The organism is Pseudomonas sp. DP-17 (assembly GCF_022380625.1).
Lineage (GTDB): Bacteria > Pseudomonadota > Gammaproteobacteria > Pseudomonadales > Pseudomonadaceae > Pseudomonas > Pseudomonas nitroreducens_A.
In genome coordinates this window covers 398,475-416,325 of the sequence record NZ_JAKSXG010000009.1, presented here as the reverse complement: position 1 = coordinate 416,325, position 17,851 = coordinate 398,475, and the positions used below count along the sequence as shown (strand labels likewise).

Here is a 17,851-nt window from a genome sequence, read left to right as displayed (position 1 = left end):
TTTCAGGCAGTCACCCGCAGATTGTCCACAGCTCTATCCCGCGAATGCGGGGATAACGGCCCCTTCTTCCACAAGCCGTCGGTCGCGCCCTACGCAGTACAGCGCTCTCTGCCTGAATAGGGCACTCTGTTCAATATTTGATCAAAACCCTGTAGACCTTGTAATACCTGACCTGCCGAGACATTCCCCCGGCTTTTCCACAGGTCGATCCCCGCTTCGTGTGGATGGATGAACGCTGCCCGATCAGAAAGTGGACAACCTTATGAAGGCCAGAGACAGCGCGGTCTTCGGCGTTCCATGATCGGCTTCTCCACAGACTCTTCCAGTGGTTTTGTGCACAGCGACGGGAAAGCCCGGAACGCTCAGCTTGCGGCACACGCCCTGGACAAAAAACGACCAGATCACTGGAAGCCGCGTACGCAGAGAGCTCCAGCTACTTATCAACAGATTGCCCACGGCGCGATCCCCGCAATCTGTGCACATTGCGAATGCCTTTAGTGGATAAATGGATCAACCAGAAACCCATATGAAATGGGCCTTCTGTCAATCCATCAACAGAAAGCCCACAGGGTTTTCCACAATTCTTGCATTCAGAGCGGCACAGTCATTCCCCGCTGTGGAAATTCAGCTCTACCATCAGGTCGTCCGCCAGCTCTTCCAGCTTCTGCTGCAGGTTCTCCAGCGGCAGGGTCAGCGGCACGGCCAGCAGCGCCTCGGCGTGGAACAGCGGCTCGCTGCTCATGGGCGCGGGCAGTACTTCTGTGCTCAGGCGCTCCAGGTTTACACCGTGCTCGGCCAGCAGCTGGGTGATGTCGCGAACGATGCCGGGGCGGTCGTTGCCCACCAGGTCGAGGTGGATCGGCTTCCAGTTGCAGGCCGGCTCGATGCCGCTTTCCGCCAGCAGTACGCGGATGCCGTGCTCGCTCAGCTCCTGCAGGCCTTCCACCAGTTCGTCATAGCCCTCGGCGGGCACGGCTACGCGAAGGATCCCGGCGAACTGCCCGGCCATTCGCGACATGCGGCTTTCCAGCCAGTTGCCGCCGTGAGCAGCGATGCATTTGGCCACGCGCTCCACCAGACCGGGCTGGTCCTGGGCGATGACGGTCAATACGAGGTGGTCCATGAGCAGTCTCCGCGAAGGGCTAGGCCGTGAGGTCCAGCCAATAGGTGTAGAACTGGTCGTCCCGCTTGTAGCCCAGGCGCTCGTACAGCGACTGCCCCGCGTGGTTGGTCTTCGCCGTTTCCAGCATCAGTCCGCAGGCTCCTGTGGCTTCGCCGTGGGCACGGGCAGCGTTCATCAACGCCTCGCCATAACCATCACGACGTGCGGCGGGCAGCACATAGAGGTCACTGACCAGCCAGGACGCCTGCAGCGCCAGGGAAGCGAAGAACGGGTACAGCTGCACGAAGCCGACCGCCAGCCCATCGATGCTGCGCGCGATGAACACTGTGGACTGTCCGCTGCCAATGCGCGCCTGGAGGAATTCGCGAATCTTCGCGTGGGGCGCGGGCACCTCGTAGAAATCGAGGTAGCCGGAAAACAGCGGAACCAGGTCATCCAGATCGGTGGGGGTGGCAAGCGTCACGGACATGCGGGATTCTCCAGGAGGGAAGAAGCAGTATAGGCACGGCGAGGTCAGCCGGCTGCGACGGGCTGCCACAGGTACCCATTCGGCTAATGCGTGTACAGTTTTAAGATTTATCTGGAACAATCCAGATGATATTTGCGAACATAAGACCTGCTACGTGACTGATATGCGTACTTTGGTCTAACCGCGACGCTAGCCCACTGATTTTTCCCACGGCATCATGTAGTATTCCGCGGCTCGGACTACAAGGCGTTTTGCCTGTGTCCAGAGCCGGTCCTGAGCAGAGTGAGGCAAGCAATGACTGAACGCGTTCAAGTCGGTGGCCTGCAGGTCGCCAAAGTCCTTTTCGACTTCGTGAACAACGAAGCCATTCCCGGCACCGGCATCGACGCCGGCAAGTTCTGGGCAGGCGTAGAAACCGTAATCAACGACCTGGCCCCCAAGAACAAGGCCCTGCTCGCCAAGCGCGATGACATCCAGGCGAAAGTCGACGGCTGGCACCAGGCCCGCGCCGGCAAGCCGCACGATGCGGTTGCCTACAAGGCCTTCCTGCAGGAAATCGGTTACCTGCTGCCCGAGCCGGCCGACTTCCAGGCCAGCACTCAGAACGTCGACGAAGAAATCGCCCGCATGGCCGGCCCGCAGCTGGTCGTGCCGGTAATGAACGCGCGCTTCGCCCTGAACGCCGCCAACGCCCGCTGGGGCTCGCTGTACGACGCACTGTACGGCACCGACGCGATCAGCGAAGAGAACGGCGCCGAGAAAGGCAAGGGCTACAACAAGGTCCGCGGTGACAAGGTCATCGCCTTCGCCCGCGCCTTCCTCGACGAAGCCGCCCCGCTGGAAACCGGCTCCCATGTCGACGCCACCGCCTACGTGGTGAAGAACGGCGCGCTGGCCGTCACCCTGAAGAACGGCAGCGAGACCGGCCTGAAGAACGCCGCTCAGTTCCTCGCCTTCCAGGGCGAAGCCGCCAAGCCCAAGGCCGTGCTGCTCAAGCACAACGGCCTGCACTTCGAAATCCAGATCGACCCGACCAGCCCGATCGGCCAGACTGACGCCGCTGGCGTGAAGGACGTCCTGATGGAGTCCGCGCTGACAACCATCATGGACTGCGAAGACTCCGTGGCGGCCGTCGACGCCGACGACAAGGTCGTGGTCTACCGCAACTGGCTGGGCCTGATGAAGGGAGACCTCGCCGAGCAGGTTTCCAAGGGCGGCAGCACCTTCACCCGCACCATGAACCCGGACCGCGTCTACACCAGGGCCGATGGTTCCGAGCTGAGCCTGCATGGCCGCTCCCTGCTGTTCGTGCGTAACGTTGGCCACCTGATGACCAACCCGGCGATCCTCGACGCCCAGGGCAACGAAGTACCCGAAGGCATCCAGGACGGCCTGTTCACCAGCCTGATCGCCATTCACAACCTGAACGGCAGCGCCACCCGCAAGAACAGCCGCACCGGCAGCGTGTACATCGTGAAGCCGAAGATGCACGGTCCGGAAGAAGTCGCCTTCGCCGCCGAGATCTTCAGCCGCGTCGAGGACCTGCTGGGCCTGCCGCGCAACACGCTGAAAGTCGGCATCATGGACGAAGAGCGCCGCACCACCGTCAACCTGAAGGCCTGCATCAAGGCCGCCGCCGAGCGCGTGGTGTTCATCAACACCGGCTTCCTCGACCGCACCGGTGACGAAATCCACACCTCCATGGAAGCCGGCGCCATGGTGCGCAAGGGCGCCATGAAGACCGAGAAGTGGATCGGCTCCTACGAGAACAACAACGTCGACGTCGGCCTGGCCACCGGCCTGCAGGGCAAAGCCCAGATCGGCAAAGGCATGTGGGCCATGCCCGACCTGATGGCCGCCATGCTCGAGCAGAAGATCGCTCACCCACTGGCCGGCGCCAACACCGCCTGGGTTCCTTCGCCGACCGCCGCCACCCTGCACGCGCTGCACTACCACAAGGTCGACGTGTTCGCCCGCCAGGCTGAACTGGCCAAGCGCGCGCCGGCTTCGGTGGACGACATCCTGACCATTCCGCTCGCCCCCAACACCAACTGGAGCGCGGAAGAGATCAAGAACGAGCTGGACAACAACGCCCAGGGCATCCTCGGCTACGTGGTCCGCTGGATCGACCAGGGCGTCGGCTGCTCCAAGGTGCCGGACATCAACGACGTCGGCCTGATGGAAGACCGCGCCACCCTGCGTATCTCCAGCCAGCTGCTGGCCAACTGGCTGCGCCACGGCGTGGTGACCGAAGAACAAGTGCTGGAAAGCCTCAAGCGCATGGCTTCGGTGGTGGATCGCCAGAACGCCGGTGACGCCCAGTACCGCCCGATGGCACCGAACTTCGACGACAACGTGGCCTTCCAGGCTGCGCTGGAACTGGTCATCGAAGGCGCCAAGCAGCCCAACGGCTACACCGAGCCGGTCCTGCACCGCCGCCGCCGCGAGTTCAAGGCCAAGAACGGTCTGTAAGCACCTCGCGTCGCGATGAATGAACCGCCCTTCGGGGCGGTTTTTTTATGGCCGCGAGTTGGGGTGGGACGTTGGGTTGGTGCATTCCCCACCCCATCGCGGACAGAGTCCTATTCCCACGCCAATGGGCAATCCTGCGCAGCAGCGGAATCTGTTCGCCATTGGCGTCCTGCCGCATCGAAGCGGACACGTAACGCCTGTGCACAATTATTGTGTACAAAATCCCCATTTCGCACATTGCTCGCTCACGCCCGAGCTGACTCTCAAGTCAATGACTGGCTTGGAAAATTTATTTCCTGACCATATGGACAGCCCCTAAGGCCGTACCAAATGAGGGCTTCGACGAATTCCGCAGGGGAGACGCGAAAGCAATCCGGGGCGACAGGGAACCGCACTGGCATGGAATTGGCTTTTGCACACAAACCATAAAAAGCCGTGCATACAAAAGCCGAGTAGCCCATGACCAGCAGTCCCACGCACCTGTCCGGCGTTACCCCCGTCCAATCTGTCGACAGCGCGGCCTCCGCCAGGACCGCCGCGCCGACCCTGAGCCCGCGCCTGTACAGCGCCGACCTGGCCCCGACCAAGGCCCAGGGCCGCAGTTGGGGGCGCTACAGCCTGTTCGCGTTGTGGACCAACGATGTGCACAACATCGCCAACTATTCATTCGCCATCGGCCTCTTCGCCCTGGGCATGAGCGGCGCGCAGATCCTCGCTGCTTTCGCCCTCGGCGCACTGGTGATCTACGGCCTGATGAACCTGTCCGGCTACATGGGCCAGAAGACCGGCCTGCCCTACCCGGTGATGTGCCGCATCAGTTTCGGCATCCACGGCGCACAGGTGCCGGCGCTGATCCGCGCAGTGATCGCCATCGCCTGGTTCGGCATCCAGACCTACCTCGCCTCGGTGGTCCTGCGCGTGCTGCTCAACGCCATCGCGCCGAGCCTCGCGTCCTACGACCAGGATTCGGTCCTCGGCTTGTCGACCCTCGGCTGGATCACCTTCCTCGGCATCTGGTGCGTGCAACTGGTGATCTTCGCCTACGGCATGGAGATGGTGCGCCGCTACGAATCCTTTGCCGGGCCGATCATCCTGGTGGCCTTCGCCAGCCTCGCCGGCTGGATGTACTGGCGCGCCGGCCTGTCGATCTCCTGGTCCAGCGGCGACGCACCGACCGGCTCGGCGATGTGGCTGAAGGTGCTGGGCGCCGCCGCGCTGTGGGTCTCGCTGTACGGCACCATGATCCTCAATTTCTGCGACTTCACCCGCAACTGCCCGGACCGCCGCACCATCAGCATCGGTAACTTCTGGGGCCTGCCGGTGAACATGCTGGGCTTTGCGCTGATCGCCGTGGTGCTGGCCGGCGCGCAGTTCAGCATCGACGGCAAGCTGGTGCAGAACCCCACGGAAATCGTCGCCGCGATCCCCAACACCTTCGGCCTCGTGCTGGCCTGCCTGGCCTTCCTGATCGTCACTGTGGCGGTGAACATCATGGCCAACTTCGTCGCCCCCGCCTATGTGCTCACCAACCTTGCGCCGAACCTGCTGAACTTCCGCCGTGCCGGCCTGCTCAGCGCCACCATCGCGGTGCTGATCCTGCCCTGGCACCTGTACAACAGCCCGGCGGTGATCGTGTATTTCCTCGGCGGCCTGGGCGCACTGCTCGGCCCGCTGTACGGGATCATCGTCACCGATTACTACCTGGTGCGCCGCAGCCGGGTGAACCTGCCCGAGCTGTACAGCGAAAGTTGCGAGGCGGCCTATCACTACAACGGCGGCGTGAACCTGCGTGCGGTGGCGGCGTTCGTCCCGGCGGCGCTGATCGCCATCGTGCTCGCACTGGTGCCGGCGTTCGAGGCGCTGTCGCAGTTCTCCTGGTTCTTCGGCGCCGGCCTCGGCGCGCTTATCCACTACACGCTGGCCGACCGCAAGCGCCGCTATGCGGACGTCTGCGGCGAACTTATCGCAGTGGATGCCGCGCACCATTGAGCCGGAATAACCGAGCTTGTGGATAAACGACAAGGCCGCCCTCGGGCGGCCTTGTTCGTTCAGGGCGCCAGCAGGAAATCCAGCACCGCGCCTTCGAACTCACGGGGGAACTCGATGTTCGACAGGTGCACCGCCGGCAGCGTAAGCAGGCGCGCACCGGGAATCGCCTGGGCAATCAGCTCGCTGTGGTCCGCAGCGGTGACCGTGTCGAACTGCCCGGCGATCACCAGCGTGGGCAGGCTAACGCCCTGCAGTGCGCTGCGCAGATCGGTTTCCTGCACCGCGGCGAAGGAGCCGGCCAACCCATGCCGGTTGGTTGCCAGCAGCGTAGCGCGGAACGGCTCAACCTCCGGGCGCTGTGAGCCCAGCCAGGACGCCGGGAACCAGTTGGCGAGGAAGGTCGCTGCGGTGCCCTGCATATCTTCCGCCTCGAGTACCTCGGCGATGCGCGCGTCCCACTGTTCCTGCGGCCCGAGCCAGGCGGAAGTGTTCGCCAGCACCAGGCGCTCGATGCGCGGCGGCGCGTTCAGCGCCAGCCACTGGCCGACGAAGCCGCCGAGGGAAAGACCGAGGAAATGCGCGCGCTTCGCGCCAAGCGAGTCGAGCAGCTCGATTACGTCCTCCCCCAGCCGCGCCAACGAATAGGGACCGGCGGGAACGCTGGAGGCGCCGTGCCCACGGGCGTCATAGCGCAGCACGCGGAAATGCTCGCTCAGCGCGGCAACCTGCCCGTCCCACATATGCAGGTCGGTGCCGATGGAGTTGGACAACACCAGCAGCGGCTGCTCGGTGGGGCCGTCTAGGCGATAGGCGATGCGGGCGTTGTCGCGGGTGTTCAGGTAGCGCAGCGGGCTCATGGCGGCCTCCTCAGGGGTGATGAGAGCGAGGCTAGTTGCGGCGGCCCTTCGAAAAAATTACAAAGAATGGACGATCCCTGTCAGGAAAGCTGACATGCCCGATTTCACGCTGCACGACCTGCAATGCTTCGACGCTGTGGTCGAAGCCGGCGGCTTCCAGGGCGCCGCCCAGCAGCTGCACCGCTCGCATCCGGCGGTTTTCGCCGCTGTCGCCCGGCTGGAGCGCCAGCTTGGATTCGAGCTGCTCGACCGCAGCGGCTACCGCGTCGCCCTAACGGCGGCCGGCGCATCCTTCCATCGCCGTGCCCAGGGCCTGCTGCGCGAACTGGGCAGCCTGAGGGACCATATAGCACACCTGGCGGCCGGTGAGGAAAGTGAATTGCGCGTCGTGCTCGGCGACTTCTGCCCGCGCCCTGCCCTGCTGGAAAAACTCGCGCGCTTTTTCGCCACGCAGCCCCGCACGCACTTGCAGCTGTACTTCGAAAGCGTCAGCGGCCCGCTGGAGAAGCTGCTCGACGGCGAGGCCGAGCTGATCCTGCACCGCGTGGACAAGGCCGATCCGCGCCTGGAATGGCTCGACCTGGGTACGGTGGACTTCATCCCGGTGATCGCGCCGACGTTGCTGGAGGGCAGAGGTGACATCCACCCCGGGCAGCTGCGCTCGCTCACCCAATGCGTGATGCGTGACAGCGCCCGCCACTCGTCGCCCGTGGACTATTTCACCCTGGACGGCGCACCGCAGTGCACGGTGCCGGACCAGGCGATGAAGAAGGAACTGGTGCTGCATGGCCTGGCCTGGGGCCACCTGCCGCGCCACCTGATTGCCGAGGAGCTGGCTGACGGTCGCCTGCGCGATCTCAGCGGGCCCCACCTGCCCGGCCGCCGCGAGGAGCTGGTCGCCGCGCGCCTGCGCGACCGCGCCCACGGTCCGGTGGCGCAGCGTCTGTGGAGCTTTCTGCAGCAGGCCTGATCAACTGCGGCTCATCGGCCCGCGCACCGGCTGCTCGCGCATGTGGCTCACCTCGCTGACCGGCGCGCCAGCAGCGATCAGCGCTTCGCGCTGCTGCAGGATCGGCGTGCGGGCGATGGCGCGCTCGAACGAGTTGAGCTTCTGGAACGCCGGCAGCGCAAAGGCCGCCGCGAGCATGGCCGCCAACTTCTGCCAGCGCTGGGCGTCCAGTTCGTAGCGGGCCAACTGCGCGTTGCGCATGAAGCAGGCGACGCTGATGTCGGCGATGGACAGCTCGCCGAACAGCCAGCCGCTTTCCGGCAACTGCGCCTCCAGGTAATCGAACACGGCCGGCAGGTCATGCTGGTAGGTCTTCTCCAGCAGCGTCGCGTCCGGTTCACGGCCCCACACGCCGCGGCCGATCACCAACTGGTCGAACAGTTGCCAGATCACCACCTGGCCCATGCGGCTGTCGGCAAATTCCTCGATCCAGCGCGCGCGGGCACGCTCGGCGATATCCGCCGGATACAGCGCCGGCTGTGGATAACGCTCCTCCAGATACTGGCAGATCACCGAGGAGTCGTTCAGCACCAGCTCACCATCCACCAGCACCGGCACCTGGCGCAACGGGCTCAGGCGCTCGAACACCTCGTTGCCGAAGAACGGCACGACGGAATCGATGCGGTAGTCCACGCCCTTCATTTCCAGCAGGACCAGCGCCTTGCGCACATAGGGCGAGAGGAAGGAACCGATGATCAACACGGGATCGGACATGGCGAGGCTTTCCGCGAAAAGGGTTGGCCGATTGTGGAACGACGCCGAAAAACGGGCGATGGGCGGCAAAAGGCGACAGGCGCCAATTGCGCGGGTCACTGCACTTTGCGATCATTTGCGAATAGTTATCGTTTTTGAGCTTGATCCCATTTGGGATCATTGGGGGAGTAGCTTGTCGGCCATCCAGATGGGTAGCGGCGAACTCGTTGGCGCCTTGTATCGCGATCACCGCGACTGGCTGACTGCCTGGCTGAACCGCAGCCTGGGCTGTCCGCAGCGCGCCGAAGACCTGAGCCAGGACACCTTCGTCCGCGTGCTCGGTCGTCGCGAGCTGCCCTCCCTGCGCGAACCCCGAGCCTTCCTGGTGACCGTGGCCAAGGGCATTCTTGTGGATCACTGGCGCCGCGTGGCGCTGGAACAGGCCTACCTCGAAGAATTGAAATGCCTGCCCGAGGCGGTGCAGCCCTCAGCCGAGGAGCACTGCCTGATCATTGCCGACCTTCGCGAGATCGACCGCCTGCTGGGCAAACTGTCCAGCCGCGCGCGCAGCGCCTTCCTGCTCAACCGCCTGGATGGCCTGGGCCATGCCGAGATCGCCGAGCAACTGGGCGTCTCCGTGCCGCGCGTGCGCCAGTACATCGGCCAGGGCCTGCGCCAGTGCTACATCGCGCTGTACGGCGAGCCGACGTGAAGGGACCGGTTTCCCTGCAGGTGCTCGACGAGGCGATCAGCTGGCAGCTGCGCCTGGGCTCCGGCGAACCGCGCCCCGACGATGAAGCCGCCTTCGCCCGCTGGCATTCGGCCCACAGCGAACACGCCCGCGCCTGGAGCCAGCTGGGCATGCTCGACCGCAGCCTCGCCGGCGCCGCGCCCAAGGCCGCGCGCAACGCCCTGCTGCGCTCGCCGGGCGAATCCCGGCGCAAGGTTCGCCGCCTGGCCGGCACCGGCTTGTCGTTGCTGCTGGTCGGCGCGCTCGCGCTGGGTGTCGGCAACCGTTACATGCCGGTGCGTTATGCCTTTTCCGACCTGCTGACCGCCACCGGCGAGCAGCGGGAACTGCGCCTGCCGGACAATACAAGGCTGTTGCTCAACAGCCGCACCGCCGTCGATGTGCACTTCGACGCCGAGCAACGGCGCATCGTCCTGCTCAGCGGCGAAATCCTGGTGGAAACCGCCCATGGCGACAGCCGCCCGTTCATCGTCGAGACCGACGAAGGCCGCTTGCGCGCCCTCGGCACGCGGTTCCTGGTGGAGCGCGACGATGGCGACAGCACCCTGCTCAGCGTCCTGCAGTCCGCCGTGGCCGCACGCCCCGAACAACTGCCGGACGAGCGCGTGATCAACCAGGGCCAGCAGATACGCGTGCGCGCCGGTGGCTTCGGCGCAGTCGAGGCCAATAGCGCGACCGCCGATGCCTGGACCCACGGCATGCTGGTGGTGGACAACGTGCGCCTGGCCGACCTGATCGACCAACTGGCGCGCTACAGCCCGGGCTACCTGGCAGTGGACCCGTCGCTGGCAGACCTGCGCATCACCGGCAGCTTCCCGCTGAAGAACATCGACCTGGCGCTCAGCTCACTGGAGCCGACGCTGCCGGTACGTATCGAGAAGCACGGCGCGTGGTGGTCCCGCGTGGTGCCGCGCGGCTAATGCGAACTCCCTCGTAGGAGCGGACTCTGTCCGCGATGGCCTCCGGCGCGATGCGGACCTGTCGCGGACGGAGTCCGCTCCTACCCGAAGCCTGCCTCAGCGGAATTCAGGAATTTTTTTCGCGCAGCCCTATCACTTTTTGAATCTCGTCCGGCAAGGAGGCATCGAGAACCGTAGGAGTCGTTTTCAATGCGCCGCCCGTTCGAACTGTCGCTCCGCCCCTGCCTGCTGGCCACCGCCATCCTGCTGGCTACCTCTTCGGCCATCGCCGCCGAAGCCGTGCGTGATTACCAACTGCCGGCCGGCCCGCTGGCCAGCACCCTCAACCGCATCGCTGCCGAAGCCGGCCTCTCCCTGAGCCTCGACCCGGCTCTGGCCCAGGGCCGCAGCGCGCACGCCGTGCAGGGCCGCTTCGATGGCGCGGGCGCGCTGCGCCAGGCGTTGCAGGGAACCGGGCTGGAACTGGTGGAAAGCGAGTCGGGCAGCTACAGCCTGCGTCCGGAACCGAGCGACACCCTGTCGATGTCTGCCACCACCATCAGCGCCGCCCAGGAAGACCCGGACGGTCCGGCCGTCGGCTACGTCGCCACCCGTTCGCGTATCGGCACCAAGACCGACACGCCGATCCTGGAGACCGCCAAGTCCATCTCCGTCGCCACCCGCGAGCAGATGCAGGACCGTGGCGTGCAGAACATCGACGATGCCGTGCGCTACATGCCCGGAACGGTCGCCAGCAGCTATGGCAGCGATACCCGCTCCGACTGGCTGCGCATCCGCGGTTTCGAGCCGACCCAGTTCCTCGATGGCCTGCCGATGGCCACCGGCGTCTATGCCAATCCGAAGCTGGACACCTGGGACCTTGAGCGCGTTGCCGCGCTGCGCGGCCCGGCTTCTTCCGTCTATGGCCAGACGCCACCCGGCGGCCTGCTGGACATGACCAGCCTGCGCCCGCAAGCCGAGCAGGCAAGCGCCGTGCAACTGCAGGCCGGCAACTACAACCACAAGCAGATCAACTTCGACAGCACCGGCCCGCTGGATGACGAAGGTCGCTTCCTCTACCGCGTCAGCGGCGTGGTGCGCGACAGCAACACGCAGATCGACCACATCCCGGACAAGCGCTACAACCTGGCGCCGAGCCTGACCTGGAACATCGACGACGACACCAGGCTGACCTTCCTCAGCCAGTTCACCCGCGACGATACCGGCATCACCACCCAGTTCCTGCCGCTCAAGGGCACCAAGTACGACGCGCCCTTCGGCGATATCTCGCACCACAAGAACCTGGGCGACCCGGATTGGGAAAACTACGACCGCACCACCTGGTGGCTGGGCTACGCCTTCGAGCATCGCCTGAATGACGTCTGGCAGTTCCGCCAGAACCTGCGCTACATGAAGAACGACCTGTCGTTCGATGCGCTCACTCCCGGCGGTTACCTCGACACCGTCAGCGACGATGGCACCCTCAACCGTGTCAGCACCTCGGTGGACGAGGACCTGGACCAGTTCGTGGTCGACAACAACTTCCAGGCCGACTTCGACACTGGCGAGCTCAAGCACACCGTGCTGCTGGGCCTGGACCACAACCGTAGCGACACCAGCTACACCTCGATCTATGGCTACAACGTGCCGCCGACCAACGTGGTGCATCCGATCTACGGCCAGCCCATCGTCACGCCGCCACGGTCGGACGCGTTCTACGACTACCGCCAGAAGATCGCCCAGACGGGGGCCTACGTGCAGGACCAGATCGCCCTGGACAACTGGCGCCTGACCCTCGGTGGCCGCTATGACTGGGTGCACACCGATACCCGGTTCCGCAACAAGGGCGATGCCACCACTTCCGGCACCGATCGCCAGTTCAGCGGCAACGCAGCGCTGAGCTACATCTTCGACAACGGCATCGCACCCTACCTGTCCTACTCCGAGTCGTTCCAGCCGGCCACCGGGGCAGACGTCTCCAGCACCGAGTCGTTCAAGCCGACCGAGGGCAAGCAGTGGGAGCTGGGCGTGAAGTATCAGCCGGTGGGCAGCGACACCCTGCTGACTGCCGCCGTGTATGACCTGCGCCAGGAAAACGTGACCGTCTCCGAGAACGTCGGCGGCGTGCCGGTTTCCAGCCAGACCGGCGAGGTGAAGGTCACCGGCCTGGAGTTGGAAGCCAACTCCAACCTGACCGAGAACCTCAAGCTGATCGGCAGCTACACCTACACCGACACCGAGGTGAAGAAAGGCCAGTACGCCGGCAATCGCCTGCAGCTGATCCCGCGCAACGCCGCTTCCCTGTGGGCCGACTACACCTGGCACGCCGGCCTGCTCAATGGCTTCGGCGTTGGCTATGGCGTGCGTTACGTGGGCGACACCTACGGCGACCAGGCCAACACCTTCGACGGCTACGCAGGCTCCTACACCGTGTACGACGCCGCGGTGCACTACGACCTGGGCAAGCTGGACAGCAGCCTCAACGGCGCCTCGGTGGCAGTCAACGCCACCAACCTGTTCAACAAGGACTACATCTCCACCTGCGACGGTTACTACTGCTACTACGGCGACCAGCGCAAGGTTGTGGCGAGCGTGACCTACAAGTGGTGATCAACGAGGCGTGCCTGAGTGCCGGATAGTTCCGGCACACGGCTCACCCGATGTGCATTGCCAGCCAAAAGCCCCGCTCCTTTCAGAGCGGGGCTTTTGCTTTTGCAGGAGCGGACTCCATCCGCGATGGGTCTGGCGCGACGAGGAGTCATCGCGGACGAAGTCCGCTCCTACGCACCTGCCACGCCATGGTCTTGCCGGGCGCGCCTTAGCGCCGCACCGTCCCCCACACCACGCTCGCATCGTCATGGATCTTCAGGCGCGGGTAGTCCAGCGCCTGGCCATCGGCGCTTTCCAGCGCGCGCAGTTCGTCGATCAGCGCCTCCACACCACGCTCAGGCAAGGCTGCGAAAAGCGCGTCCAGATCGTAGCGGCGGAAATCCAGCAGCCGGTCGAAGCCGTCGGTCACCAGCATGAACGCCTTCAGCCCCGCCGGGTCGAGCACCCGACGCTGCACGTGGGGAATCCAGCGTTCGCTCGGGTCGAGGCACCAGTATCCTTCCGGCGTATTGGCCAGCGCGCGATTGCGCCGCACCCACTCGCGGCTGGCCTGCCAAAGCTGCGCGTGAGTCCACTGCGGGTTCGCTTCGCGCAGCGCCAGCAGGCGTTGCACCGACTGACGATCGATTTCCTCCAGCGGCGTATCGCCGAAGCTCTCAACGCGGCCATCCTCCCAGGCCAGGTGGATGCAGGTATCGCAGAGGTTGAGCAGCTCCAGCGAGCCATCGCCCAGCACCCGCAGCAAGCTCAGGCAAGCGGTGGGCAGGTTGAGGTCCAGGCTTACGGCCACGCCGGAGTCGCGCTGGAAATCGGCGGCGATGCCCGCCTGCAATTGCGCCAGCAGATCGTCCGTCGGCCGATATGGCTGCTCTTCCAACAGGCGCTGCAGGTGCGCATTGGCGCTCTGCGCCAGCCAGCGCGCATCGCTGTCACCGCCCACCAGGCCGCGCCCCAGGCTGGTTGCGCCATCGAGCACCCAGGCCGCCGTCGCGGTATGGCCGATGGCGTCGTCATTCACCGGCGAGCCTTGGCGGCAAGCCGCCCCCAATACGGAAATCGTCGTCACAACCGCTCTCCTTCGTTTCGTCGGCCCCACTGACCGGCGTACAGTCTCATCACCTTACGGACCCTGCCAAGGAGAGCCCCATGCTTCGCGTCCTTTCCGTCCTCCTGACCGGCCTGCTACTGGCCGCCAGCGCCCATGCCGCCGAGGTGAAGTACTTCGACCTGCCCAAGGGTTCCGGCCCCCACGACGTGGCGCCCACCGGCGACGGCAAGGTCTGGTACACCGCGCAGAAGCTCGGCGTGCTCGGCCGGCTCGATCCGCAGACCGGGCAGACCGAGCAGGTCAGCCTGGGCAAGGGCTCCAGCCCCCACGGCGTGATCAGCGATGGCAACGGCGATGCCTGGATTACCGACAGCGGCCAGAACGCCATCGTCCACGTGGATGCCCTGCGCCTGGGCGTTGAAGTTATCCCGCTGCCCAAGGAGGCGGCCAACGCCAATCTCAACACTGCGGTATTCGATGACGACGGCGTACTGTGGTTCACCGGGCAGAACGGTTTCTACGGTCGCCTCGATCCAGACAGCCGCGACCTGAAGGTCTGGCCGGCGCCGCGCGGCAAGGGCCCGTACGGCATCGCCGTGGCTCCGGATGGCGGCGTCTGGTACGCCTCGCTGGCGGGAAACTACCTCGGCCGGATCGATGGCATCGCCAATCGCGTCACTCCCTACGACGCGCCGAGCCCGGAAGGCGGCCCGCGCCGCCTCTGGGCGGACTCCGTGGGGCGGCTCTGGGTCAGCCAGTGGAACGCCGGGAGCCTCGCGCGCTTCGACCCCAGCGACAACCAGTGGAAAACCTGGCAGTTGCCGGGCGATCATCCGCAGCCTTATGCGGTCTACGTCGATGCCATGGACCAGGTGTGGCTGAGCGACTTTTCCGCCAATGCGCTGCTGCGCTTCGACCCGCAGAGCGAGACATTCACCGCCTTCCCCAGCGACCATGAGCATGCCAACGTCCGCCAATTGCTTGGCCGGCCCGGCGAGGTGTGGGGCGCCGAATCCGGCACCGATCGCCTGGTGCTGATCCGCGATTGAACCGATGACCCAACCCCAGGAGTTGCTGTCGATGAGTCCCCGTCCCGTCCTGTTCCACGCCGCCGCTTCGCCCTTCGTGCGCAAGGTCATGGTCCTGCTGCATGAGACCGGCCAGATTGACTCCGTGGAGCTGTACGCCGCCGTCCATACGCCCATCGCGCCGGATGCCGGCGTGCTGCAGGACAACCCCGCCGGCAAGATTCCCGCCCTGCGTCTGGCCGACGGCCAGACCCTGCACGACAGCCGGGTGATCCTCGAATACCTCGACCAGCAACACGCCGGCGAACCCCTGATTCCGCGCAACGGAGCGGCGCGCTGGCGTCGTCTAACCCTCGCCTCGCTGGCCGACGCGGTGCTCGATGCCGCCGTGCTGATCCGCTACGAAACCGCCATGCGCCCGCCGGAAAAACACTGGGACACCTGGCTGGACAACCAACAGCGGAAGATCGTCCGCACCCTTGCCTACTTCGACGGCCCGGCCTACATCGAGCTGGCCGAGCGTTTCGACATCGCGGCCATTGGCGTGGCCTGCGCCCTGGGCTACCTAGACTTCCGCCAGCCGCACTGGGACTGGCGCGCCGACTACCCGCAGCTGGCCCAGTGGTTTGCCCAGGTCAGCCAGCGGCCCTCGATGCAGGCTACGGCGCCTGCCTGACTCATCGATGGGTATCGCTACGCTGCAGCCGCCCTACGAAGCTATACAGAACACTCCTGGAGTCGCGCCGGCTGACTCCAGACTCTCCAGCCGGCACCGCCCTGCCCCCTCTCCCCTCGGGAGAGGGTCGGGGTGAGGGCAGAACCCGCCCGCCATGACTTCACCACGGGGTGTCCGCGCCGCTGCACCCGCCGCTGAAATCTCTCGTCACGCACCGTACGCCGCTCCCTTCGCTGCTCGAACAACCCAGCTATCCGCTGCGCCAGCCGCCGTCCTGCTTCGCGCTCTTCGCGCAATCCAATCATGACTTTCTCCCCAGCCGGTAGATCGGCAGCGCCAGCAGCAGGCCGAGCTGCGCCACACCCATGCACATTTCCAGGAAGGAGCGCACGTGGGGATTGTTCGCCGCGTCCTCGACGCCAGTGAGCTGCGTCCACAGCTCTCCGGGCAGCAACAGCGCCAGGTAAGCCATCGGTTTGCCGGTGGCCACCAGCAGGGCGATCCAGTCGAAGCGGCCAAGCAGCATCAGCACGGGCAGGCACAGTCCACTGACCAGCAGGCCGGCGAACAGGCAAAGGGAAAAACGCATCAGGTTGGGCATTTCCATTCTCCTCAGCGCTGCACGCGCACGTCTTGCAGGGAAAATTCCGGGTCGTCGCCGCGGGGCTTGCCGATGCCGTACCAGTCCAGGTGACGGGTCAGCACCATCACGCCGCCCAGCACGCCGAACAGCAGCAGCGCCCCCATCAGCAACGCGTAGTCCTCGGCGCTGAGCAGCGCGTAGAGCATGCCGTAGAGCCCGGCCAGCCCGACGCTGAAGCCGGCGCCGCGCCACAGGCTGTGCAGCACATGGCAGAGGTAGAAACCGATCAGCACCACGCATGCGCCAGCGGACAGGAGGTAGGCCAGCTCGAAGCCGACATGCTCGGAAAGCGACAGCAGCAGCAGGTAGAACAGCGCCAGCGCCATGCCCACCAGCGCGTACTGGATGGGGTGCACCGACAGGCGCTTGAGCACTTCGAAGAGGAAGAAACCCGCGAAGGTGAGGACGATGAACAGCAGCGCATACTTCACCGCACGGTCGGTCTTCAGGTACTGGTCCACCGGGTCCACCAGCGCCACGCCGAAGCGGTGCTGGCCGAACTCGCTGCACTCCGCCGAACTGGCGCGAGTGGCATCCGGATCGACCGCTTCGACCGCGCGGGCGACATCCGCCTGTACCGGCGCCGTGCAGGCCCGCAGCTGGTCCTCCAGATTGGTGGCGAAGAAGCTGGTGCGCCAGCGTGCGCTGAAGCCCTGGTCGCTGACGCTGCGTTCGGCGGGCAGGAACTCGCCGCCGAAGCTGGGGTGCGGCCAGTCCGAAACCAGGTTGACCTGGCTGTCGCGGCCGACCGGGGTAATGTCCAGTCGGCTGCTGCCCAGCAGCGACAGCTCGAAGGAGTAGTCGAAGCGCTGCTCGCGGTCGCTGGCCTTGAGCGGCAGCACCGCATGCACGCCGTTGCCGAGGAACTGGCTCTGGGTGCCTGGCTGGAAGTCGCGCAGTTCGTCGCCGACCTTCAGTTTCGGCGCGTTCTCGATGCCGCGCACATCGCTGATGCCCACCGCCAGCAGTGGGTCGTCGAAGCGGTAGCTGCCCAGGTCGCTGGTGATGCCGTAGTTGGCCGGCAGCACGAAGCTGCCGCTGACCTGGCTGTCGGCGTGGAACAGCCGCGCTTCGTAGATGCCACGGTGACGCAGCTCGGTGCGCATCTGCCCGTCGAGACTGAACACCTCCGGGAGGAAGTACAGCCGCCCGCGCACTTCGCGCTCCTGCAGCACACGCTGCTGGCTCGCCTTGTCCAGGCGCCAGCCGCGAATGGTGCGGGTGTAGGGCACGACCACCAGCGGGCCGGTGACTTGCTGGCTGTAGCTGGCGCTGCGGGCGATGTCCTGCAGGACCTCGTCGCGGTAGTTCTGGCGCTCGTCGACCAGGCCGTCGATCATCAGCAGGGGGACGAGCAGGAGGATGATCAATAGCGCGATGGCGCCGAGCTTGATCCCGAGGTGGCGGTTCATCGAAGGCTTCTCCGTAAGTGGACGACGGAGCAAGCCTGGGGCCTGCGCGTGAGGACGCTCGGGCGGAAGTGTGGAGACTGTGTGGAGTTTGTGTGGCGCGGGTCGACTCTCCTGCAGGAGCAAGTTTGCCCGCGAACCACATCTGCAGCGGGGTTGTTCGCGAGCAAGCCCG

The 17,851-nt window shown here is 65.4% G+C and carries 15 protein-coding genes; 8 read left to right on the top strand and 7 right to left on the bottom strand.

Going from position 1 to position 17,851, the window contains the following annotated elements:
* Window positions 1-604 precede the first annotated feature (604 nt).
* Window positions 605-1,123, bottom strand: coding sequence for a glycine cleavage system protein R (locus tag MJ122_RS16410; protein ID WP_017520206.1), 519 nt, complete (start codon window positions 1,121-1,123; stop codon window positions 605-607).
* Between the two features lie 19 nt (window positions 1,124-1,142).
* Window positions 1,143-1,592, bottom strand: a complete 450-nt coding sequence (locus tag MJ122_RS16405; protein ID WP_017520205.1) for a GNAT family N-acetyltransferase — start codon at window positions 1,590-1,592, stop codon at window positions 1,143-1,145.
* A gap of 294 nt (window positions 1,593-1,886) precedes the next feature.
* Between MJ122_RS16405 and MJ122_RS16400 the strand changes: the two genes are divergently transcribed.
* A complete protein-coding gene (locus MJ122_RS16400; RefSeq protein WP_239744825.1) occupies window positions 1,887-4,064 on the top strand; it encodes a malate synthase G in 2,178 nt (725 codons plus the stop codon).
* A gap of 459 nt (window positions 4,065-4,523) precedes the next feature.
* Window positions 4,524-6,053 (top strand): NCS1 family nucleobase:cation symporter-1, encoded by a 1,530-nt coding sequence (locus MJ122_RS16395; RefSeq protein WP_239744824.1) that lies wholly within the window; start codon window positions 4,524-4,526, stop codon window positions 6,051-6,053.
* A 59-nt stretch (window positions 6,054-6,112) separates the two neighbouring features.
* On the opposite strand, the gene pcaD is transcribed toward MJ122_RS16395, so the two are convergent.
* The gene (gene pcaD / locus MJ122_RS16390) at window positions 6,113-6,910 is read right to left on the bottom strand and encodes a 3-oxoadipate enol-lactonase (protein ID WP_239744823.1); all 798 of its coding nucleotides are present in this window, start codon (window positions 6,908-6,910) and stop codon (window positions 6,113-6,115) included.
* A 94-nt stretch (window positions 6,911-7,004) separates the two neighbouring features.
* Here pcaD and MJ122_RS16385 point away from each other — a divergent pair, with 94 nt between their 5' ends.
* Window positions 7,005-7,880 carry a LysR family transcriptional regulator gene (locus MJ122_RS16385; protein ID WP_239744822.1) on the top strand — a complete coding sequence of 292 codons (876 nt, stop codon included), beginning with the start codon at window positions 7,005-7,007 and terminating at the stop codon, window positions 7,878-7,880.
* Here the strand turns inward: MJ122_RS16385 and MJ122_RS16380 are convergent, their stop codons facing one another.
* Complete coding sequence (locus MJ122_RS16380) at window positions 7,881-8,633, bottom strand: glutathione S-transferase family protein (protein ID WP_239744821.1); 753 nt, start codon at window positions 8,631-8,633, stop codon at window positions 7,881-7,883.
* A gap of 172 nt (window positions 8,634-8,805) precedes the next feature.
* Between MJ122_RS16380 and MJ122_RS16375 the strand changes: the two genes are divergently transcribed.
* The 3 genes from MJ122_RS16375 (at window position 8,806) to MJ122_RS16365 (ending at window position 12,872) form a co-directional block, all read left to right on the top strand.
* Window positions 8,806-9,324: an RNA polymerase sigma factor gene (locus MJ122_RS16375; protein ID WP_088416012.1), complete on the top strand. Its 519-nt coding sequence runs from the start codon at window positions 8,806-8,808 to the stop codon at window positions 9,322-9,324.
* Complete coding sequence (locus MJ122_RS16370) at window positions 9,321-10,283, top strand: FecR family protein (RefSeq protein ID WP_239744820.1); 963 nt, start codon at window positions 9,321-9,323, stop codon at window positions 10,281-10,283. The genes MJ122_RS16375 and MJ122_RS16370 overlap by 4 nt, the downstream gene beginning before the upstream one ends.
* A gap of 189 nt (window positions 10,284-10,472) precedes the next feature.
* Complete coding sequence (locus tag MJ122_RS16365) at window positions 10,473-12,872, top strand: TonB-dependent siderophore receptor (protein WP_239744819.1); 2,400 nt, start codon at window positions 10,473-10,475, stop codon at window positions 12,870-12,872.
* A gap of 208 nt (window positions 12,873-13,080) precedes the next feature.
* Here MJ122_RS16365 and MJ122_RS16360 read toward each other — a convergent pair whose 3' ends face one another.
* Entirely contained in the window at window positions 13,081-13,938 is an 858-nt protein-coding gene (locus MJ122_RS16360; RefSeq protein WP_088416009.1) for a protein phosphatase 2C domain-containing protein, read from the bottom strand.
* Window positions 13,939-14,018: 80 nt separating this feature from the next.
* Between MJ122_RS16360 and MJ122_RS16355 the strand changes: the two genes are divergently transcribed.
* Together MJ122_RS16355 and MJ122_RS16350 are read left to right on the top strand one after the other, a co-directional pair.
* Entirely contained in the window at window positions 14,019-14,969 is a 951-nt protein-coding gene (locus MJ122_RS16355; protein WP_239744818.1) for an SMP-30/gluconolactonase/LRE family protein, read from the top strand.
* 31 nt (window positions 14,970-15,000) lie between these two features.
* Window positions 15,001-15,624, top strand: coding sequence for a glutathione S-transferase (locus MJ122_RS16350; RefSeq protein WP_239744817.1), 624 nt, complete (start codon window positions 15,001-15,003; stop codon window positions 15,622-15,624).
* 301 nt (window positions 15,625-15,925) lie between these two features.
* Here MJ122_RS16350 and MJ122_RS16345 read toward each other — a convergent pair whose 3' ends face one another.
* Window positions 15,926-16,225: a hypothetical protein gene (locus tag MJ122_RS16345; protein WP_088416005.1), complete on the bottom strand. Its 300-nt coding sequence runs from the start codon at window positions 16,223-16,225 to the stop codon at window positions 15,926-15,928.
* A gap of 11 nt (window positions 16,226-16,236) precedes the next feature.
* Window positions 16,237-17,679: a cell envelope integrity protein CreD gene (gene creD, locus MJ122_RS16340; protein WP_088416004.1), complete on the bottom strand. Its 1,443-nt coding sequence runs from the start codon at window positions 17,677-17,679 to the stop codon at window positions 16,237-16,239.
* Window positions 17,680-17,851 lie beyond the last annotated feature (172 nt).

Bases quoted from the DNA above. Each gene is read 5' to 3' on its own strand.
- MJ122_RS16410 (WP_017520206.1), bottom strand. From the start codon at position 1,123: ATGGACCACCTCGTATTGACCGTCATCGCCCAGGACCAGCCCGGTCTG.
- MJ122_RS16405 (WP_017520205.1), bottom strand. From the start codon at position 1,592: ATGTCCGTGACGCTTGCCACCCCCACCGATCTGGATGACCTGGTTCCG.
- MJ122_RS16400 (WP_239744825.1), top strand. From the start codon at position 1,887: ATGACTGAACGCGTTCAAGTCGGTGGCCTGCAGGTCGCCAAAGTCCTT.
- MJ122_RS16395 (WP_239744824.1), top strand. From the start codon at position 4,524: ATGACCAGCAGTCCCACGCACCTGTCCGGCGTTACCCCCGTCCAATCT.
- pcaD (WP_239744823.1), bottom strand. From the start codon at position 6,910: ATGAGCCCGCTGCGCTACCTGAACACCCGCGACAACGCCCGCATCGCC.
- MJ122_RS16385 (WP_239744822.1), top strand. From the start codon at position 7,005: ATGCCCGATTTCACGCTGCACGACCTGCAATGCTTCGACGCTGTGGTC.
- MJ122_RS16380 (WP_239744821.1), bottom strand. From the start codon at position 8,633: ATGTCCGATCCCGTGTTGATCATCGGTTCCTTCCTCTCGCCCTATGTG.
- MJ122_RS16365 (WP_239744819.1), top strand. From the start codon at position 10,473: ATGCGCCGCCCGTTCGAACTGTCGCTCCGCCCCTGCCTGCTGGCCACC.
- MJ122_RS16355 (WP_239744818.1), top strand. From the start codon at position 14,019: ATGCTTCGCGTCCTTTCCGTCCTCCTGACCGGCCTGCTACTGGCCGCC.
- MJ122_RS16350 (WP_239744817.1), top strand. From the start codon at position 15,001: ATGAGTCCCCGTCCCGTCCTGTTCCACGCCGCCGCTTCGCCCTTCGTG.
- MJ122_RS16345 (WP_088416005.1), bottom strand. From the start codon at position 16,225: ATGCCCAACCTGATGCGTTTTTCCCTTTGCCTGTTCGCCGGCCTGCTG.
- creD (WP_088416004.1), bottom strand. From the start codon at position 17,679: ATGAACCGCCACCTCGGGATCAAGCTCGGCGCCATCGCGCTATTGATC.